This is a genomic window from Brachybacterium paraconglomeratum, assembly GCF_039541415.1.
GTDB lineage: Bacteria > Actinomycetota > Actinomycetes > Actinomycetales > Dermabacteraceae > Brachybacterium > Brachybacterium paraconglomeratum_A.
Window position 1 is genome coordinate 1 of sequence record NZ_BAABGE010000001.1, and the last position, 18,024, is coordinate 18,024.

Sequence of the window (18,024 nt, forward strand, 5' to 3'; positions counted from 1 at the left end):
CTGTCCCCCAGGTGATGACTCAACTCTAGAACCCCCACCCCCACTTGGCGATGGGGACAACTCCCCAGGCAGAGGTCCCCACTCAGCCCCCTGCCGGTCGCAGGCTTCGCCGCGACGTCGCGCCCGTATACGAACGGCCTCGGACCCGAAGGTCCGAGGCCGTCACCTGCTGATGAAGATTCGAGGTCAGCTGAGATCCACATTCACGGAGTCCTGGATGGCGCGGACGGCTTCGATCTCCTCGTCCGCGCTCTCCGCGCCGCAGCTGCCCACGATCTCCAGGACGTCTTTCGCCACGCCACCACGATCAAGGACCGCATAGCGCGCTGCCTGGACCACCGTGGGGCGCCCGGGCTGGGTGTATCCGTACTCGCTGGCGATCCAGGTCATCCCCTCGACCTGGATCTCCCCCGTGCCGAGCTCCTCAAGCTCAGGCAGCGCGGCTTTGCGCTGCTCGAGACCGGCCTTCGCCGCCTCGAGGGTGAAGTCTGGCCCGAACCGTTGCACGGTCACCACGACGTTGGCCCGGAACCGCCCCTCCACCCGGGGCTGTGCCACCGCAATCTGGACCCCGGGGACGGTCAGCGTCTCCCACTCATCCGGCACCTCGAGGGTGATCCGAGGCGGACCAGGGAAATCAACGCTCGGATACTCGATATTCTTGGCCATGGATTAGCTCCGTTCGTCCCACCTCTGACGGCGCCAAACATATCAGGCATGAGCGAGGCCCGAATGCGCATTACGTACGGGCCCCGGGCACCGGTCGCGAGAACCGAGCGATGCGCGATCAGCTCGTGGAGGTCGCGTCCTGCTCGGCCGCGTTGCGGTCTGCCGTGTCGCCGAGATCATTGACGGAGTTCATGATCTGCTGCAGTGCCGGGACCATCTCTCCAGACCACTGGCCACGGAAGCGATCAGCATCGGGACCGGTCCAGTCCACCTCTTCAAGACCGGAGGTGAGCTCCTGCTCGATCCGCGTGATCTCTTCAGCCGCATCGCGGAGCTGGGCCGACATCCGCCGGACCTCTTCGACGTTCATACCCTTCGTGGCGTTCACGGTTCGGGTTCCCCTTCCTGGTGTCTCGCGCCTGCGCCCTGATCCGGTGCACCGGCCTGCTGTCGTACGGGGATCACTCTAGAGCGATCCGGAGGCACGGACCATGGGGAGGAGTCCCCATGGGGACAACTCTCGAACGACCGTGTCATCCGGCGCCGTCGGGACGGTGCTGTCCTCCCGCACCGGCCCGACCCTGGGAACCGCTCAGCCGGTGGTGATCTGCGCGACCTGCAGTTTCAGTGCGCGGCCGCTGTAGACGAGGAAGCCGCGGCCAGCGGGGAAGTCCGCTCGACGGATCCTCCCCAATCCGGTGCCGAGCAGGGAGTCGCCGTCCATATCACTGGGCTGCAGCAGAAGACCCCGGCGACCGGCCTTGAAAGGCTGGGCGAGCACATAGGCCTGCGACCAGGAGGCGGATTCGTTCTCGCCGACCACGAACTGCCCCTCGCGGGTGCTGGCACGGATCAGCTTGTCCAGATCGTTCTCGACTCCGCTGCCGGTGAAGTCGGCGACCCCATCGATGAACAGGGCCAGCTTGCCCTCCCCGACCGAGCCGGACTCGATCGTCTCTCGCAGCTGGGCGGCGAGCTCCCTGACGGTGTCGGGATCCGATGCCTCGACGTCCCAGATCGGCAGGCCGGTCAGAGGGGTACGACGCGAGGAGAAGCGCACCAGGCGCATCGGCTCGTCCATGGCCTTCAATCCGGTCGCGATCGTCAGCATCGCGGTCGTGCGCCCGGAACCCATCGGCCCGGTGACCATGAAGGCGCCACGCGGCTCGTAGGTGATCTCGGCGAGGGTCTCGTCGGCCAGGCCCAGCACGGGGAGTCCGCCACGGGTCGGTCGCAGCGAGGAGAACTCCACTCGCTCGGGCAGCCGTTCGATCGCCGGTGCCTCGGGAACCCCCGCCCTGCGCATCGCCTGAGCGAGCTTGGCCACCTCACGGGACTGCAGCGCGACATTGGAATCACCGCCGTGCACCGCCACCTGCACCTCGTGACCGTCCTGGATCGCGCGGCCCGGCGGAGAGTTGGCGTCCAGCACGTCCTTGGGCTCGCCGAAGCCGGCGTAGTCGTCGATGCTGGCCATGCGGTGGATGAGCCGTCGCTGGATCGAGGACCCGAGCGAGGTGGGGATCGCGTTGGGGCGGTCACCGGTGACGATGACGTGCACCCCCACCTGCCGGCCGTCGGTGGCGATCTGGACGAAGGCCGTGAACCATTTGGACAGATTCGAGTAGTCGTACGCTTCGCGGAAGGCCGCCATGCCGTCCACGAGCAGGAGGATGCGGGGGGTGTCGGGCTTCCCTGCCAGGTCGCGATACTCCGCCACGGAGCCAGCACGGATCCTCGCGAACTCCTTGGCCCGCTCGTCGATCATCTCGCGCAGGGTGCGCAGGAGTCGGATCACCCTCTCCTCGTCATCCCCGGGGATGATCGAGCCCACGTGCGGGAGCTCCTCCAGCATCGTCAGACCGGACGCGCCGAAGTCGAGTCCGTAGACGTGCACCGGGCCGCCACGCACGGTTGAGGCGGCGGAGATCGCGAAGGTGCGCAGGGTGGTGGACTTTCCGGAGCCGCCGGTGCCGTAGATGGCCATGTTGCCGTCGCGGTCCGGGTAGTAGGAGGTGGTCGGCTGCGCCTGGTCCTCGGGAACGTCCATGACGCCGAGCAGGAGCTCCTCATCGGTGCGTCTGCTGGGCAGCCGGGAGAGGTCGTAGGCGTCGGCCAGCTCGGAGAGCCACGGCTTGCGAGGTGCGGGCACCCCAGCGCTTTCCGCAGCGGCTTTGACCGTGGCGACCACTCGGGAGATGTCGTTGGGGCCGGGGTCCTTGACCTCCTTGGTCGGCGGAGAGGGGATGTCCCACTGCTCCCCCGTGCCGAAGTCCTTCTCGACGATGTCGATCCGGGCCCGCTCGGGCTCATCTGTGGTCCACCCGCCGGCGTACCCGGTCTGGAACGTTGCGATGCGGCCGGGCCCGGTCTTGGCTGCCCCCCGCCCCGGGATGCTGGGATCGAAATGCGCGGACATCTTGTCGCCCAGGATGTCCTTGGAGTCCGCCTCATCCGCCATGCGCAGGGCGATGCGGAGGTTGGTGTTGGCGCGCAGGTTGTCCTTGATGACGCCGGCCGGGCGCTGGGTGGCGAGGATCAGGTGCAGGCCGAGGGAGCGGCCCCGGGCGGCGACGTCCACGACGCCGTCCACGAACTCCGGGATCTCCTTGGCCAGCGCCGCGAACTCGTCGACGATGATGATCAGGCTGGGCGGCGCCTCAGGATCGCCGGTCCGCTCGAGCGAGACCAGGTCCTTCGCCTTCTTACGGTTCAGCAGGTGCTCGCGGTAGTGCAGCTCGGCGCGCAGCGACGTGAGCGCACGTCGCACCAGGTGCTGGGAGAGGTCGGTGACCAGGCCCACGGTGTGGGGCAGCGCGACCGCATCGGCGAATGCCGCCCCGCCCTTGTAGTCCACGAACAGGAAGGTCACCCGGTCGGGGCTGTGGGCGGTGGCCATGCCCAATACCCAGGCCTGGAGGAACTCCGACTTGCCGGCGCCGGTGGTGCCGCCGACAAGGGCGTGCGGACCATTGGTGCGCAGGTCCAGATGGTAGGCGTCCTGGCCGTTATGGCCGATCAGTCCGCGGAGGTTCGCATCATGCTTGCGGCGCTGCGGCTCGGACCCGTCGCGCGGGGTGAGGGAGTTGTTCTCCTTCCACCGCTCGATGATGTAGTTGGGGTCCTCGGCCGTCTGCATGCCGGCGAGCTTGAGGTAGGAGATCGCCCGTGGAAGATCGGAGTCGTCGTCGATCGGGACTCCCGCATCGACCACCGGGGAGAGATGACGGGCCACCCCGGAAGCCACCTCCACCGAGACGGTCTCGACGGAGACCGGGTAGAACCGCTCTCCCAGACGCACATGGCCGGCGCTCGCGCCGTCCACCGACTCCTCGACGGAGACATAGGTGCGGCAGGCGGCAGGCAGTGCGGCGATATTGGAGGCGCTCCAGATGACGTGCACTCCGACGTCCGGTCCGCGCTCCGCGATGCGCACCAGACGGGCCCTATCGACGGGCGCGTCATCCTCGATGATGACCACGAGGCTCGGGGTGACCGGCTCGGGCGGGATCGGGATCTCCTGCTTGACGTCGGTGGTCATCGGGGTGCGCAGCTGGGGCGGGGCATCTCCGGCCCGCTGCTCGATGAGCTCCTCGATCCGTGCGACCAGCGAGTTGCCACGCCCCGGGGTGTCCGCCAGGTGGTCGCCGGGCAGTGGCGAGTGCGGGCTCGAGGTGTGCGGGAGCCATTTCAGCCACTGCCACATCTCGCGGCTCGAGCGGGACGTGATCGCGGCGATCGCGACTTCGGCCGGCGAGTGGAGGGAGAAGAGCTGGGTGACGATTCCGCGAGCGACCCCGTCGGCCTCCTGTCCACCGCCGGCGATGCCGATGTTCCCGGCATTGCGGAGCTCCGCGACCACCGGCACCCCGGCGATCATCTTGTACTCCTCGTTCATGTCATCGAGCATGTCGTAGTACTTGGGGATCGCGTCGTTCTCCCCCGGCATCTCGATACCCACGCGGGAGTCGGCGACGCCCAGCCCCAGCCGCATGGTGCCGAAAGCGTTGTGCTCAGGACGGTGCGTCCACAGCAGTCGCCCCAGGCGGAAGGCGGCATCCACGGTATCGGCGGCCGACGGAGCCTCGACCAGCCGCACTGCTCGTTCGAGATCCTGCGCCGCGGTGACCCGGCGTTTGAGGGAGGCCAGCCCCTCCTCGAAGTTCTTGATCTGGCGCTCGAGCATCTTCTTCTGCTGGAACTTGCGGTTCAGGAATCCCGCGGTGGCCATCATCGGCATCATGAACACGAACATGAGCGAGAACGGGCTCTTGGTCATCGAGAACATGAGCCCGCCCATGAGGATCGGGGCGAACATCATGAAGATCGGGAAGAACTGCGGGTTGGGTTCCTTCGGCGGGGTCGGCGCCTTGAGCGGACGGTACGGGAACCGCGGCACCACGCGGGGAGAGCGATTGAACTCCACCACCGGCGAGCTCGGTGCGGTGCCGCCCAAGCGATGCAGGGCGATGACCGAGAAGGTGGTCTGGCCGATCAGCACCGTGTCCGCAGGACCGACCACAGCGCGCTGAACCTGTTCGCCGCCGATGACCACCCCGTTGGAGGAATGCAGGTCGACGATCTCGATCGAGTCTCCGACATTGATGCGGGCATGCCGCTTGGAGAGCATCGGATCGGCGATGCGGATGTCGAGATCACCTTCGCGACCGATCACGCTGGACCCCGTAGGCAGGGGGAACTCGCGGCCCGTCTCGGGCCCCGACAGCACCCGCATCAACGCGACCGCCGCTCCCCTCGACTCGGAGCGGGTGGCGTACTCGGTGGAGGAACGAGCGATCGAGACTACGCTGCCAGAGCGCAGCCCTGCCTGGATGAGGTCGATCTCGCGATCCAGAGATCGCACGCCTTTCGCTCCGGAGCCCGCTCCGGGATCCTGGACCTGCAGGGTCAGCCCTTCGGGCGCCACCACATCGTTGCGCAGCGGATCAGCGAGATACAGAGCCCCCGCCACATCGGCGACCGTCGCGGTCGCATCGGCGGTGACCTCGAGATCTGTGAGCCGGTCCTCGGGCCTGCGCAGCGTGAGCTTGATACGCATTGGTGTTCCTCCCCCTCAACGGACCCGCCGTCCGCCTGCCGCAGCGCCCCTGGGGGCAACCCGTTCCATGAATGCGTGTGCGTACCTCGACCGTTCGTGGCGGCGTCGGCGATAGATCAGTCCTCGTCGGTGTCCTGCGACTGGTCCAGCAGGTACAGGTCCTCGCTGCTGACCAATCGGGAGAAGACAGCGTGCTCCACCAGCCGGGCCCGCCGATTGCTGGCGAGCTTGCCCGGTCCGCCGCGCAGTCCCCGCACTCCGAGCCGATCGAGCTTGTCGCAGACGTTGTCGAGCTTCCGGTTGAACTTCGTGAGCTGCCATCCCAGTCGTGCTGCGGCCTGGGCCGAGGTGGGCACGTTGCTCATCCCGGATCCCTCTCGGGTCAGCATCGGTTCGGCGAGCCCGAGGATCAGGAGCTTCTGGCTCGGGGTGAGCTGCACCGCTCCGACGGTGGTCTCCCCTGCCGGGTCCTCGGGGCCCGCGATCCGTGCGAACTCCGGGGACTCCGCATGCACCGACAGGTCATAGGTGGTGGGGCCCGCGGTGAACACCACCTTGGTGACGTCGAAGACGAGCGGGATGCGCGCTCCCGGAGCGAGCCACGCCTGCATCGAACCGGTGCCGTCAGTGATCGTGGCGGACAGTCGCGAGCCGATGTTGACCAGCCACCACATCGATTCCACCTGGACGATCGTGAGGAAACGTCGGTGCAGGAACGGATTGTCCTCGTCGATCGCGAGATCAGCCTCCCGGCCGATCGTCAGCTCCTCGCCATCCTCGACGCGGTACCACTCCCCGCAGAACTCGACCGAAATCGTCGACGCCATCGTCAGCCGTCCCCTCTGTCATCACGACTGTTCGTCATGGTTGCACCGTACCCGTCACTGCCCATCACTTCGTCTCCACACAGATCTCCGCAGCAGGGCTCGCATTGCCGTTGGGATTGACCGTCTGCACCTTGACGCAGCGCTCGGGCAGCTGCGGCGGAATCTCCAGGACGACCGAGTTCATTCCGTGGACCGGGAGCTGCTCCTGATAGCGCTCGTAACCGCTCGGCATGTCCTTCCACTGGACCAGGTAGTGCTCATCCTGCGTGACACCGGCGGGTGGCTCCCAGCTGATCTGGACCCTGCCTGGCTCATCGGCGACTCCTTCCGGCGAGATGATCGTGTACTGGACATCCGTCGGCGGGTCCAGCGGATCATCCGGCTCGACCACGACGTTGATGTCCGTGCTCGCGATCGGTTCCGGCTCGGGGATCAGGAAGAAGCGCACTCCCAATGTGGCACCCACACCGAGCACCACGATCAGCACCGCTGCCAGAACCACGAACGGCCAGGCCGGTGCCTTCGCAGGCTCTTCCTCGGTCTCCGCAGAACCTGGCGCAGGAAGCGGTGAGAGCGCAGAGGCCCCTGCAGGCTGCGCTCCGACCGGCCGCAGCTGGGTCGATTCGACGGATTCCTCCGCCACGACAGCGGAGGGGATACCGAATCCCGTCGCCGCCGGGGCGCCGAGCGCGGGGGCCACTCCGGCGAAGGGGTCGAGCCTCCGCCGGGTTCCGGGGCCGGTGATGCCTCCCGAATCCGGGTCGACGGTCGCGACCTTGCGAATCCGGGTGTGCATGTCGAGGTCGTCATCCTCGGCATGGTGGGCGGCCGCGGTGCTGCGATCGTCGAGCACGTCCATCTGGGTGACCGGCAACGAGAGGGAGAGCTCCACCTGCTGCAATCCACGGCCGAAGGCGAGCGCCGTGTCATACCGGCCCGCCTGCTCCTTGGCCATCGCGATCGAGAGCACCCGGTTCAGCTCTGCGGGCACATCCGGTCGGTTCAGGGAGTGCAGCGGCTCGCTCGAGATGCGATGGATGAGATCCGAGGCGGTGTTGCGCTGTCCGCGACGTTCGAAGGGAGTCTGCCCGGCCAGCAGCGAGTACACGGTAGCGGCCAAGGAGAACACATCGGAGCGCACGTCGGCGCGCGGCGGATCAGCGAAGAACTCCGGCGGAGACCACGGGATGGACATTCCCTGGGAGTCCTCGACAGCGTCGCCCTGGCCTGCGGCGATCGAGATCCCGAAGTCCGTGAGCGCGGGTCGGTTGTAGTCGGTGACCAAGATGTTCGCTGGCTTGATGTCCCGGTGGAGGATCCCGGCGCGATGTGCCGTCTCCACGGCGCCCGCGATCTGGACCCCCACCCTCAGCGCCTCGGCGACGGTGATCCTCTCCTTGCGGAAACGCACGCCGTAATTGGGCCGCGGGCAGTACTCCATCACGATATAGGGACGATGATCTGCGGAGACCTCGGCCTGGTGGATCGTGACGATCGACGGGTGCGTCGACATCTGGGCCATCACATTGGCCTCGCCGTCGAACTGCCGTCGCACCGACTCGTCGAGCACGTTCGAGAGCAGCACCTTGATCGCCACCCGCCGCTGGGGGCGGAACTGGCGGTACAGGAAGACGTCGGCGAAGCCGCCGGAGCCCAGCATCTGCTCGTACTCGTAGCCTGGCAGCTGGGGCGGCGGCGAGGGCGGCCTGGAGCTCATAGCCGCTCACCGAACTTCAGATGCACGTCATCCCCTAGATCCAGGTGGTCTCCGTCGTGGAGGACCACACCCTCGCGTGAACGCAGTCGGACCGGCTCGTAGCCCTCCCGGTACAGCGTGGTGCCATTGGTGGTGCCCAGGTCGAGGGCCACCACATGCCAGCCCTCGAGCCGCAGCTCGAGGTGCGAACGGGAGATGTCCTGCTGCGGGCTGGGCACCGTGATCAGCTGCGGCACTTCATGACCGCTGACGCGGGAGGCACGGGGACGTCTGCCGATGATCGCCGTGCGGTCCAGGACGAACCGGCCCCCTCCCGACAGTGCGACGCCACCCAGCGGTGGACGCACGACAGTGCGGGTCTGGCCCTGCAGCGGGGCACCGCAGACCCGGCAGGCAGCGCGCTCCGGTGAGTTCGCGTGCCCGTTCAGGCACACCATCCCCGTCAGGGTCACGCCGCCTCCGACGACCTGACCCGGCCCGCCCGCGGAGGCCGCGGTACCGTGCCCGGGCTGCGGAGCCGATCTCTGGCGGGGTACGGGCGTCGCCGGGGTGCCGACGGGCGCGACCGGATGGGGCGCGCTGGCATGTCTCCCAGGCAGGGAGCCGCCTGGACGGGAGGCGGCTGGCGCCTGAGACGAGATCGAGTTCTGGGCTGGCGGGTACCCGCCATATGCGGAGGCCGACTGCTGCGAAGAGCCCCCCATCGCTGGTCCGGAGATTCCCACCTGATATCCCGCTGCCCCTGGGTGTGCGGGACCCTGGGCATACGGTTGCGGCTGCGGCTGCGGCTGCGGCTGCGGCTGCGGCTGCGGCTGCGGCTGCGGCTGCGGCTGCGGCTGCGGCTGACCAGGATGCATCGGATATCCGACCTGCTGGCCAGCGTCCCGGGTGCTCATCGGGCGTCCGTAGGACATGCCCGGCGCCGCCGGTGGTTGGGCGGGCGCCGGCCCCGGGCCAGCACTCGGAGCAGATGGCCGCTCCGGCATGTGGACCTGCGGATACGCAGGGCGCTGCGGCGAAGACTCCGAGGCTCGCCTCGCTGCGGTCTGCGCGATCTCTGGAGCGGTACGCCCCACCCCCGGGACCCAGTCGATGAACTCCCCACCGGTCGCGGACTCCGAGAACTCCCCGCCGGTCGTGGAATCCGACGGTGGCGGCTCGGATGCTGATGCCGGGGAGACCGGCGCAGCGGAGGTGGTTCCGTCGGGCAGAGCGGCGGGACGCGATGACGGCGCATCGACCCCCTTCGTGGCGGGCTTCTCCGCTAGCTCCTCTGCCTCCTCTTCGTCCTCGCTGTGCCGGACCGCGGCATCTTCGATACGGCGAAAGATGGTCTTGCCGAAAAGATCGTCGTAGGCCCCGGTGTTCTCGAGTTCGTTCACGACGGGTGCGGCCGCTGCAGGCTGGCGCGGTGCCCGCCTCGGCGCTGGCGTCGGAGCTCGCCTCGGCTCGCTCGGGAAGTCCTGGTCCTCCTCATCGATCGGCGCGATCTGGGTCGGCGGCGAATCGAACTCGTCGTCGTCCGGAGGTTCGGGAGTAGGGACAGACGCCGTCGCGGTGGGTCTCGTGGGCGGTGGCGCTGGTGTCGTCGGCTCTGCGGAGGGGGTCACTGCGGGCGCTCGACGGCCGCGATCGAACAGAGAGGTGCTGACCAGGCGGCGCTTCACCGGGGTTACAGCGTCCGTCTCCTCAGCAGCCGCTGACTCCGGAGCAGCAACGGTCGGGACAGGGCCCTGGGAGAATGCGTCCGTCGCAGCGGGGGCAACGGCCGTCGTCCGCTCCGCAGCAGGTGCGTCGCGGCCCGCGGCGGGAGCTGCGGCGGGCACCGCTGGTTCCGTGGCCGGCGCCGGTGCGGGTGCTGCTGGCGCGGGTGCCGATGCTGCGGGAGCGGATGCGGATGCGGATGCGGATGCGGGTGCGGGTGCGGGTGCGGGTGCGGGTGCGGGTGCGGGTGCGGGTGCGGGTGCGGGTGCGGGTGCTTCAGCCTGAGCCGTGGGCCCCGAGACCGACGAGCCGCTGCCGAACAGACCGGCGAACATATTCGGACCGCTGGACGTGGCGTCGGAGGCCGCGGGCCTGGTCGAGGCCCTGGGCGCTCCCCCTCGAGAGAGGGAAGGCGGCATCTCCCCTGGCTTGCGGCTGGCCGTCGCCGGCCTCGCGAGCGGTGCCGCAGCGCTGCTCCCGGCGGGCTTCGGGGCGGGAGTCGGCCGCGACGCGCGGCGCTTCTTCGCGTCCGGGTCTTCGATCGACCGGCCGTCCTTCTCTACCTGTGCGGCAAGCTCGGTGCGCTCGGCGTCTTCCAGCTCCGCGGGGTCCTGCGTCACGTGCACGAAGCCTCGCACCGGGATGACCCCTGAGCTCAGTCGTGCCGCTCCGAGCGATTCCTCGGCAGGGAGGTCTCCGAACGCCGTGCGCCGTACGCCTTCGACGGTCTTCAGGACGAAGGGTTCCTCGTCTGTGCCTGCGATCTGCTGGGAGCCTTCCAGGGAGTAGACGGCGATCGGTGTCGTCCCTTTCACCCCGAAGACACCGGTGGTCCCGTCATGGAATCCGAAGAGCAGCGCGGAGAGCTTCTCCGCGCTCTCGATGCCTCCGGCCTCTACCAGGGCGTCCAGGAAATGTGCTGGATCGGGTGAGCTGCCCAGCAGATCCCATGCCGCTTCGGTGACCTGTTTCCGCAGCCCCGGGACCAGCACCACCCAGGCATTGTTCCGGATCACCAGTGTTGCAGGACCCTGCCGCACCCAGGTCCCTGTTCCGAGCAGATCTTCGGCTCCTACGCCCTTCTCCTCGTTCATCAGCTCTCGCCGCCACCCTCGCGGAGCGCTCGCGGGAGAGTGTCCTCATCGATCTCGAACTCGTCCTCCTGGTCCGCAGAGCTGGAGCTCCCGGCCGTGCTCTCGGTGATCAGAGGCTGCCCGACCACTTCGACCGCCTCGACCAGGACCACGCTGATGTTGTCGTGACCGCCCGCATCCAGCGCACGGCCCACCAGCTCATGGCTGAGGGTGCGCACGTCGGTGGGCCGGCGCAGCAGCTGTTCGATGCCGGCATCATCGACCTCGCCGGTCAGTCCGTCGGAGCAGATCAGCATCCGGTCCCCCACCTCGGCGGGGATCAGCCAGTAGTCCGGGTCAGACTCGGGACCAGCACCGAGAGCCCGGGTGACCATATGTCGGTAGGGATGGATCTTCGCCTGTGCCGGGGTGAGCTCTCCGCGGTCCATCAGTTCCTGGACCACGGAATGGTCCACGCTGACCTGCTCGAAGATGTCTCCCGAGAGGCGGTACACGCGGGAGTCCCCGAGATTGAGCACTACCCAGTAGCCGACGTCGTCCAGCACCATCGTCGCGACCACTGCGACCGTGGTCCCGGCCCCCAGGGTGGACTCGCCGCCAAGTTCCCCGATGCGGGTGGCCGCCGAGCGAAGTGCCTCTCCCAGCTGCTCGACGGTGACGTTCTCCTGGATCGTGAGCTTCTCGAACTCCTCGACCGCGATCGCGCTGGCGACCTCACCGGCGTTGTGCCCGCCCATACCGTCCGCGACCATGTAGATCGGAGACACGTTGAGGATGCTGTCCTCGTTGGTGGCCCGCACATGACCTACATGGGTGGCGGCGGCGGAGATGACCCGGATCGTTCCCGTGAGATCGGGGTCGGACAGGGAGCGGTCGATCACTGCTCTTTCTCCACGGACAGGGTCCGGTCCCCGAGGGTCAGCTGTGCACCAGCGGGCAGGACCGTCGGCGCGTTCGGCACCAGGTTCTCCCGGGAGCCGTCCTCGCGCAGGATCGTGGAGCCGTTGGTCGAGCCCAGGTCGGTGACCGTGATCTCCTCACCGGTGCCGTCGATCCGCAGATGGGTCTTGGAGACGGAGCGGGTGTCGTCCTTCAGCACGAACAGCACCTCCGGCCCTGGAGCGGAGGGGTTGCGCCCGATCACCACAGCCTTCTCGACGACTCGCTCGGTGCCGTCGTCAGCAGTCAGACGCAGCTTCGTGACCGCCGGGAGCTTCACCGCGGAGATACGGGTCTGTTCGAGGTCGCCGAGCGAATCATCCGGCGCGGAGAGCCGGGTCTGCTCATCAACGCCCGCATCCCAGGCATCACCGGTGAGGTCGCTGGGCGCCCCCGCCGGCTCCTGTGCGGTACCGGCAGGGCCCCAGCTCGCGGGGGCATCCTGCGCCGCAGGGAGTCCGGACTGCGGCGCCGCATACGGCGACGGAGCGCCATAAGGAGACGGTGCACCGTAAGGAGACGGTGCGCCGGGTTCCGGGGCGGGACGGGGCTCGGGTGCGGACGCCTGGTCCTGAGGTGCTGGCGGAGCCCAACCCTGGGCTGCCGCAGCGTGCGGATCCTGGCGCGGGGCTGACGCCGGATACGGCGAGACAGGCTGGTCCCACGGCTGAGGCTGCGCGGCCCCCGCTGGCTGGCCCTCGTCCTGCTGCGGAGCGGACTGACCCCATTGGGCCTGATCCAGAGCAGGTGCTGGCTGGTCCCAGCTCTGCTGCTGCGGCGCCTGGGCAGCCTGGTCCCAGTTCTGCTGCTGCGGAGCTGCGGCGCTCTGGTCCCAGTTCGCCTGGGGAGCCGGGTCGGCAGGAGGCGGTGCCCAGCCGCCCTCGCTGACTGGCTGCTGTGCGCCGGGTTCCGGTGCGGACGGCGGAGCAGCCCAGCCGGTAGACACCGGCGCCTCCGGTGCGGAGCTGCTCGACGCTGGGGGTGCATAGGGACTCGGTGCCATCTGCTGGTTCCCGTCCCACGCACTCGTAGCAGGCTGAGCCGGCGCGGAGTCTGCAGCGCCGCTCCAGGCAGAACCCGGCTCAGAAAGCAGGTTCTGATGCGTGGAGACCGCGACAGAGGATGCGCCCAGATAGTGTTCGGCGCTCTCTCGCTCGAAGTCGTCAGGGCGGGGCTGGAGCGGGTTGCGCCCAGCCTTGACGTCCACGATGACGGAGCCGATGACCCTGTCGTGGAAGCCGCGCAGCTGCTTCTTCGGGTCGATGAAGATCGACAGCGCCATGATCAGCGGAATGATCCCGTACAGCGCCCAGCGACCCAGCGCACGCACGAAGCCGATCGGTCCGCCGGCGCCATCCTTCGTGATGCGCAGCCCGAGGATGAGCTTGCCGAGGGTGAATCCCTTCGACCCTGCCAGCCAGATCATCAGCACCGTGTAGGCGACGGGGAGCGCCACGCCCACCCCGACCAGGATCTGCGGTAGCAACCCGATGGTGTCGGACGTGAGCAGGAGGACGATGCCGAGAATGAGCGGCACCAGCACGACGGTGCCGATCACTGAGTCCACCAGCGCGGCCAGGAACCGCCGCAGCAGCGATCCGGGGACGCATCCGTCCAGCGGCCGCTCCATCGGTGATGCTCCGGGCGCGCTCAGCGCCGGCGCCGCAGACCCCGGTCCGCTCTGCATGCCGGGTGCGGGGCCCGGTCCGGTCTGATTCATCGCAGGCTGGGTCACCATCATCTGATCGTACTGTTCCTGAGTACGCAGTGCCGTCGCACCCGGGTTCTTCGGCAGCAAAGCCTCTCTGGAGACCAGCTCGATCCCTTCCTCCTCCGGCCCCTGGGCGGCGTCCTGCCCCAGGTCCCGGGTGCGGGCCCGTGGCGCCTGCCCCCATGCCCCCGGAGTGTCGGTCGCCCGACGCTCATACGGCGAAGCCTGGTAACGCGCCCCGCACTCTCCGCAGATCGCCGCTCCTTCGGACAGCAGAGTCCCGCAGGTGCTGCAGTATCGAGTCTGGTTCATCGACCTCGGCCCTTCTTCCACGTTCTCGTCTTCTTGACACCTCCGCGAAGCGAAGACCGGCGACGACGCATCGCTTCAGAGCGGCGCAGCGCCTTATCCCGGGACCGCGCATTCACTCGGACGCGCTTCCTCTCGCTGCGGCGATCCGCGGACCTTCTCCGGAACGAGCGCAGTGAGAGCGCCGCACGCAGCCTCTTGTGCCACGGCATCGCAGCGGACATGCTACGCCGCGCTGTCATGACCTCACTCCAGTACTCCTCAGCAGCAGCCTCGGGAAGATCATCAGGGCCGAACACTGCCCGGTCCGCGCGGCTGGCGAGTGTCAGCGCGCCCATCGCAGGGATGTCCCCCTGGAGTCGAGCCGCGGTCTCGGCACGGGTCAGCAGCGGGTCCGGTTTCTGACCGAGGTCGGTCAGCAGATCGAGGATCTCCTGCCAGCCTCCTTCGATGCGCGTCGGCAGCGGGCCACGGGTGCGCCGGCGTCCCCGCCGCACGGTCTTGGCGATGATGATGGCGAGCATCGCGATCAGCAGCAGCGCCACGGGGATCAGGCCCAGCCCGAGATAGACCACCCATGACCTCGTCGGCTCCGGAGGCTCTTCCTCCTTCTCGCTGTCATCGCTCATCGCGCCTGGCGGCGGGCTGGGCGGCTCCGCCGGAGGCGGCGGCGGCTGCGCGACCTGAGGAAGAGGCTCCTCCACCTCCTTGGGCTGGGGCTCGGTGGGGTCATCCTCCTCATCCGGGGCGGGGTCGAAACGCACCCAGCCGACGTCCTCGAAGGCAACCTCGACCCAGGCGGTGACGTCGTCGCCGGTGATCGAGACGGTCCCCTCCTGTCCCGCCGGGACCTCGAAGCCCATCACCACCCGGGCGGGGATATCGATCGAGCGTGCCATCACTGCAGTCAGTGCGGCGTACTGCTCTTCGTCACCGATCCGGCCCTCTGGCTGCGCATCCGGGGTGTCCTCGTCGAAGCCGACCTCGTTGAGCATCACCAGCAGGCGGCTGGCTCCGTGGCCGGACAAGGAGGCGGCATCCTCTTCAAGCCCATGCGAGTAGAAGGCGCCGTCCTTGATCTCTCTGGTGAGGTTGTGGAACCGCTCGTAGTCGGAGTCCGATGACCCTGCCCATTCCTCGGCCCACGGCCGCAGCTGATCCATCGGAAGGTTCTCGGGCAGTGCGATCTCGGCGAACTGAGCGGTGCGCTGCTGCTCGGCGGTGAGCTCCGTATAGGGCTCGTAGGAGAGCTCATAGGTGTCGCCGGGCCGCACCCCACGCGAGTTCACGGCGGTCTGGGACTGCTGATTGAGGAAGAGGTTCTCGGAGGTCACGCTCGACCGCTCAGAGGTCATCTCTTCGAGATCGATGCGATTGGTCTGCGAACCCATAGTGGGCATCCACACGCCGGAATAGCCGCCGATGGTCACCGACGACTCCCGTTCCTGCCCGCTGCCGCTGTGGAGATCGACCCCCGGCGCGGTGCGCAGGAACGCCCCAGAGGCGCCGTCCTTGTTCTCGCTGCTGGCGACGTTGAAGACCTGCAGGTCGTAATAGTCCATCGTGGCCAGCCGGATCTGCTCACCGCTGCTGACCCCGGAGATCGTGAACAGCTCGTCCTTCCGCTGATGCTTGAGATAGCCGCGGAACTCGGTGAGCGGGGAGACATACTGCTGCGGGTCGAAGGGCGGGGTGATGTTGTCACGCGCCGCATAGCGGATGGTGCCCGACGGCGGATCCAACAGGGAATGCGCCGCGACCGCGCCACCGCCGGCGAGCGCCATGATCAACGCACCGCCGATCACCCGTCGTCGCAGCACCGGGTTCTTCCACGAGCCCGGCCGCACCGTGTCCGAGATGATCGTGGACTGGGCATTCGAGAGACGCCCGGCCTCGAACCGCCAGGTCAGCCAGGCGATCGAGATGGTCGCGTAGAGGACTCCGCGAAGCACCGCCGCGTATGCCTGATCGGTGCCGAAGATGATCGTCACCCCGAGCAGCAGCAGCGGGAACAGCCAGGCCAGAACGTACAGCCGGGACCGCATCACGACGCTCATCGCCAGCAGCGAGAGCAGCAGCACGCTGATCCACACCACGGCCAGCACGCCTTGGGCGATACCGACCGGAGGCGCGACGGTGAGCACCGACTTCCAGCTGGTCACCGGCGCCTTGATCAGCTCCCACAGTGCGCCTGGGGTGGGCAGGATGCCCCACAGCGCACGGGTCGGGGCCGCGAACATGGGCCCGAACAGGAAGTATGTGACCAGCACGAGCGGGGTGATCCGCAGCGGTCCCCAGCGCCACCGTGCCCCGATCAGCGCGATCAGGGTGCCGAACACCAGCGCCATGACCCCGGTCAGCAGGTACTGGATTCCGCCGTAGATGTGATGGAAGCCGAGGATCGCGAGAAAGAACAGCGAACCCAGGGCTAGCAGGTCCAGCGCCCGTCGGCGGTTGCTGATCCTGGAGAAATAGCTCGGCACCCGCCGGGGTGCAATAGCGGCCGCGCTCATCGCCCCACCGACCGCAGTGCCCGGGCCAGGGTGTCCAGCGAACCCAGCGTGACCACATCCAGGCTGCCGATCGCCGAGCGCTTCACGTCAGCATCATCCACGCAGCGGATCGCCACTGCCATCACCCCGATCGGAAGCTGGTTGGCGGCAGAGTTCAGCTCGCGCGCCGTGGTGTGGGAGCCGACGACCATCATCACCGCAGAGGCGCTGGGAGCGAGATCGGCAGCCTTCTGCCCGAGCTCGTGGAACGAGGCCCGCTCCTTGAGCTGCTCGACGACGGTGTAGTCGTCCATCATCTGGCGCAGGTTCACGGTGTTCTGACGCTCGTCGAAAGTGAAGGGAGTCAGCTCCTTCTCCTCCCGGAAGGTCTGGCCCGAGATCGACGCCGCTATGGAGACTGCCAGCTCGAACTCGTCATCGCTCGCGTAATGCTCGGCGAGATTGTCTAGCGCCACCACCACATGCGAGCGCCTGGTCTCCTCGAACTGACGCACCATGAGCTTTCCGGTGCGCGCCGTGGTGCGCCAATGGACATGGCGCCGGTCATCGCCGGGAGCGTAGTCGCGCAGTGCATGGAAGGCGATGTCGGAGCTGGAGAGGTCCGAGGAGGGGGTGCCCTCGAGGTCGCGCAGGAACCCGCTGGCCGCCTCGTCGAGGCGCACGGTGCGCGGGTGGACGAACAGCTCCTGCTCCTTCGCCCAGGTGACCTGGCGGCGCATCAGCGAGAGCGGGTCATCGCGCACGGAGCGCACCGGGCCGACGACCAGGACGGCGCGACGCTTGGTGGGCACGGCGAACAGCTCCTCGTGCTCGGCACCTGCGTCGAGTTTCGGCACCATGAACTGCGCGGTGGCGGAGCCGACCGCCAACTCGATGCGCGAGGGCAGGATCACCCGCTGGGTCGGGTTGGCGACCTCGACCCGGCCGACGGCGCGGGTGCCGACCACCACGCGGTGGGTCTGCAGATCGAGGGTGACCTTGTAGGAGGCGCGGCCCAGCACGAACAGCGCTGCGATCACCAGCGGAACGGTGAGCGCGAAGGCGATCACGTTCAGCTCGGTGATGTGCAGGGTCAGGCCGATGAACCAGCAGGCCGCCGCCGCGCCGAACACCGCCCACCCGATGGGCGAGATGACATCGAGCACGGGATGGATCCGTCGAATCCAGAGCTCCACCGCGCGGTCGCGGAGACCGGCCAGCCCGGTGCTCTGCTCGGCCTCTGAGCCTGGCTGCCCGGCTGATCGGCCCGGCTGTGCGGCACCCGGCCCGCCGGACACCGACCCAGGAGCTTCGGACACCGACTCGGGAGCATTCTGCGTACGCTTCGCGGCGCGCGTCTGCTTCCGGGTGGAGCGGGCCTTCGCCCTGGCCTCCGACTTGGCGGCACTGCGCCGCTTCTTCGCCTGGGCCTTGGCGGCTTTTGCGTCTGCGGCGTCGGTGGGAAGTGAGGTCTCTGAACTCATGTGTTCATCTCCTCCCGCT

General features: G+C 68.2%; 10 protein-coding genes. All 10 read right to left on the bottom strand.

Annotation, left to right across the window (positions count from 1 at the left end; all coding sequences use genetic code 11):
- Positions 1-186 precede the first annotated feature (186 nt).
- The 10 genes from ABD893_RS00005 to ABD893_RS00050 all read right to left on the bottom strand — a co-directional run bounded on the left by ABD893_RS00005 (position 187) and on the right by ABD893_RS00050 (position 18,005).
- Positions 187-669 carry a hypothetical protein gene (locus ABD893_RS00005; protein ID WP_345075423.1) on the bottom strand — a complete coding sequence of 161 codons (483 nt, stop codon included), beginning with the start codon at positions 667-669 and terminating at the stop codon, positions 187-189.
- Between the two features lie 118 nt (positions 670-787).
- Complete coding sequence (locus ABD893_RS00010; protein WP_345075424.1) at positions 788-1,057, bottom strand: WXG100 family type VII secretion target; 270 nt, start codon at positions 1,055-1,057, stop codon at positions 788-790.
- Positions 1,058-1,261: 204 nt separating this feature from the next.
- The gene (locus tag ABD893_RS00015) at positions 1,262-5,728 is read right to left on the bottom strand and encodes a type VII secretion EssC family protein (RefSeq protein ID WP_345075425.1); all 4,467 of its coding nucleotides are present in this window, start codon (positions 5,726-5,728) and stop codon (positions 1,262-1,264) included.
- 116 nt (positions 5,729-5,844) lie between these two features.
- Positions 5,845-6,555 (bottom strand): FHA domain-containing protein, encoded by a 711-nt coding sequence (locus ABD893_RS00020; RefSeq protein ID WP_345075426.1) that lies wholly within the window; start codon positions 6,553-6,555, stop codon positions 5,845-5,847.
- 64 nt (positions 6,556-6,619) lie between these two features.
- Positions 6,620-8,272 carry a serine/threonine-protein kinase gene (locus ABD893_RS00025; protein WP_345075427.1) on the bottom strand — a complete coding sequence of 551 codons (1,653 nt, stop codon included), beginning with the start codon at positions 8,270-8,272 and terminating at the stop codon, positions 6,620-6,622.
- Positions 8,269-8,724 (bottom strand): FHA domain-containing protein, encoded by a 456-nt coding sequence (locus ABD893_RS00030; RefSeq protein WP_345075428.1) that lies wholly within the window; start codon positions 8,722-8,724, stop codon positions 8,269-8,271. Before ABD893_RS00030 ends, ABD893_RS00025 begins: the two co-directional genes overlap by 4 nt.
- Before the next feature lie 2,345 nt (positions 8,725-11,069).
- Positions 11,070-11,951 carry a PP2C family protein-serine/threonine phosphatase gene (locus tag ABD893_RS00035; RefSeq protein ID WP_345075429.1) on the bottom strand — a complete coding sequence of 294 codons (882 nt, stop codon included), beginning with the start codon at positions 11,949-11,951 and terminating at the stop codon, positions 11,070-11,072.
- Positions 11,948-13,747: an RDD family protein gene (locus ABD893_RS00040; RefSeq protein WP_345075430.1), complete on the bottom strand. Its 1,800-nt coding sequence runs from the start codon at positions 13,745-13,747 to the stop codon at positions 11,948-11,950. Before ABD893_RS00040 ends, ABD893_RS00035 begins: the two co-directional genes overlap by 4 nt.
- A gap of 281 nt (positions 13,748-14,028) precedes the next feature.
- Positions 14,029-16,542, bottom strand: coding sequence for a transglutaminase domain-containing protein (locus ABD893_RS00045; RefSeq protein WP_345075431.1), 2,514 nt, complete (start codon positions 16,540-16,542; stop codon positions 14,029-14,031).
- Complete coding sequence (locus tag ABD893_RS00050; RefSeq protein WP_345075432.1) at positions 16,539-18,005, bottom strand: DUF58 domain-containing protein; 1,467 nt, start codon at positions 18,003-18,005, stop codon at positions 16,539-16,541. Before ABD893_RS00050 ends, ABD893_RS00045 begins: the two co-directional genes overlap by 4 nt.
- Positions 18,006-18,024: the final 19 nt, after the last annotated feature.

Bases quoted from the DNA above. Each gene is read 5' to 3' on its own strand.
- ABD893_RS00005 (WP_345075423.1), bottom strand. From the start codon at position 669: ATGGCCAAGAATATCGAGTATCCGAGCGTTGATTTCCCTGGTCCGCCT.
- ABD893_RS00015 (WP_345075425.1), bottom strand. From the start codon at position 5,728: ATGCGTATCAAGCTCACGCTGCGCAGGCCCGAGGACCGGCTCACAGAT.
- ABD893_RS00020 (WP_345075426.1), bottom strand. From the start codon at position 6,555: ATGGCGTCGACGATTTCGGTCGAGTTCTGCGGGGAGTGGTACCGCGTC.
- ABD893_RS00025 (WP_345075427.1), bottom strand. From the start codon at position 8,272: ATGAGCTCCAGGCCGCCCTCGCCGCCGCCCCAGCTGCCAGGCTACGAG.
- ABD893_RS00040 (WP_345075430.1), bottom strand. From the start codon at position 13,747: ATGGTGACCCAGCCTGCGATGAATCAGACCGGACCGGGCCCCGCACCC.
- ABD893_RS00045 (WP_345075431.1), bottom strand. From the start codon at position 16,542: ATGAGCGCGGCCGCTATTGCACCCCGGCGGGTGCCGAGCTATTTCTCC.
- ABD893_RS00050 (WP_345075432.1), bottom strand. From the start codon at position 18,005: ATGAGTTCAGAGACCTCACTTCCCACCGACGCCGCAGACGCAAAAGCC.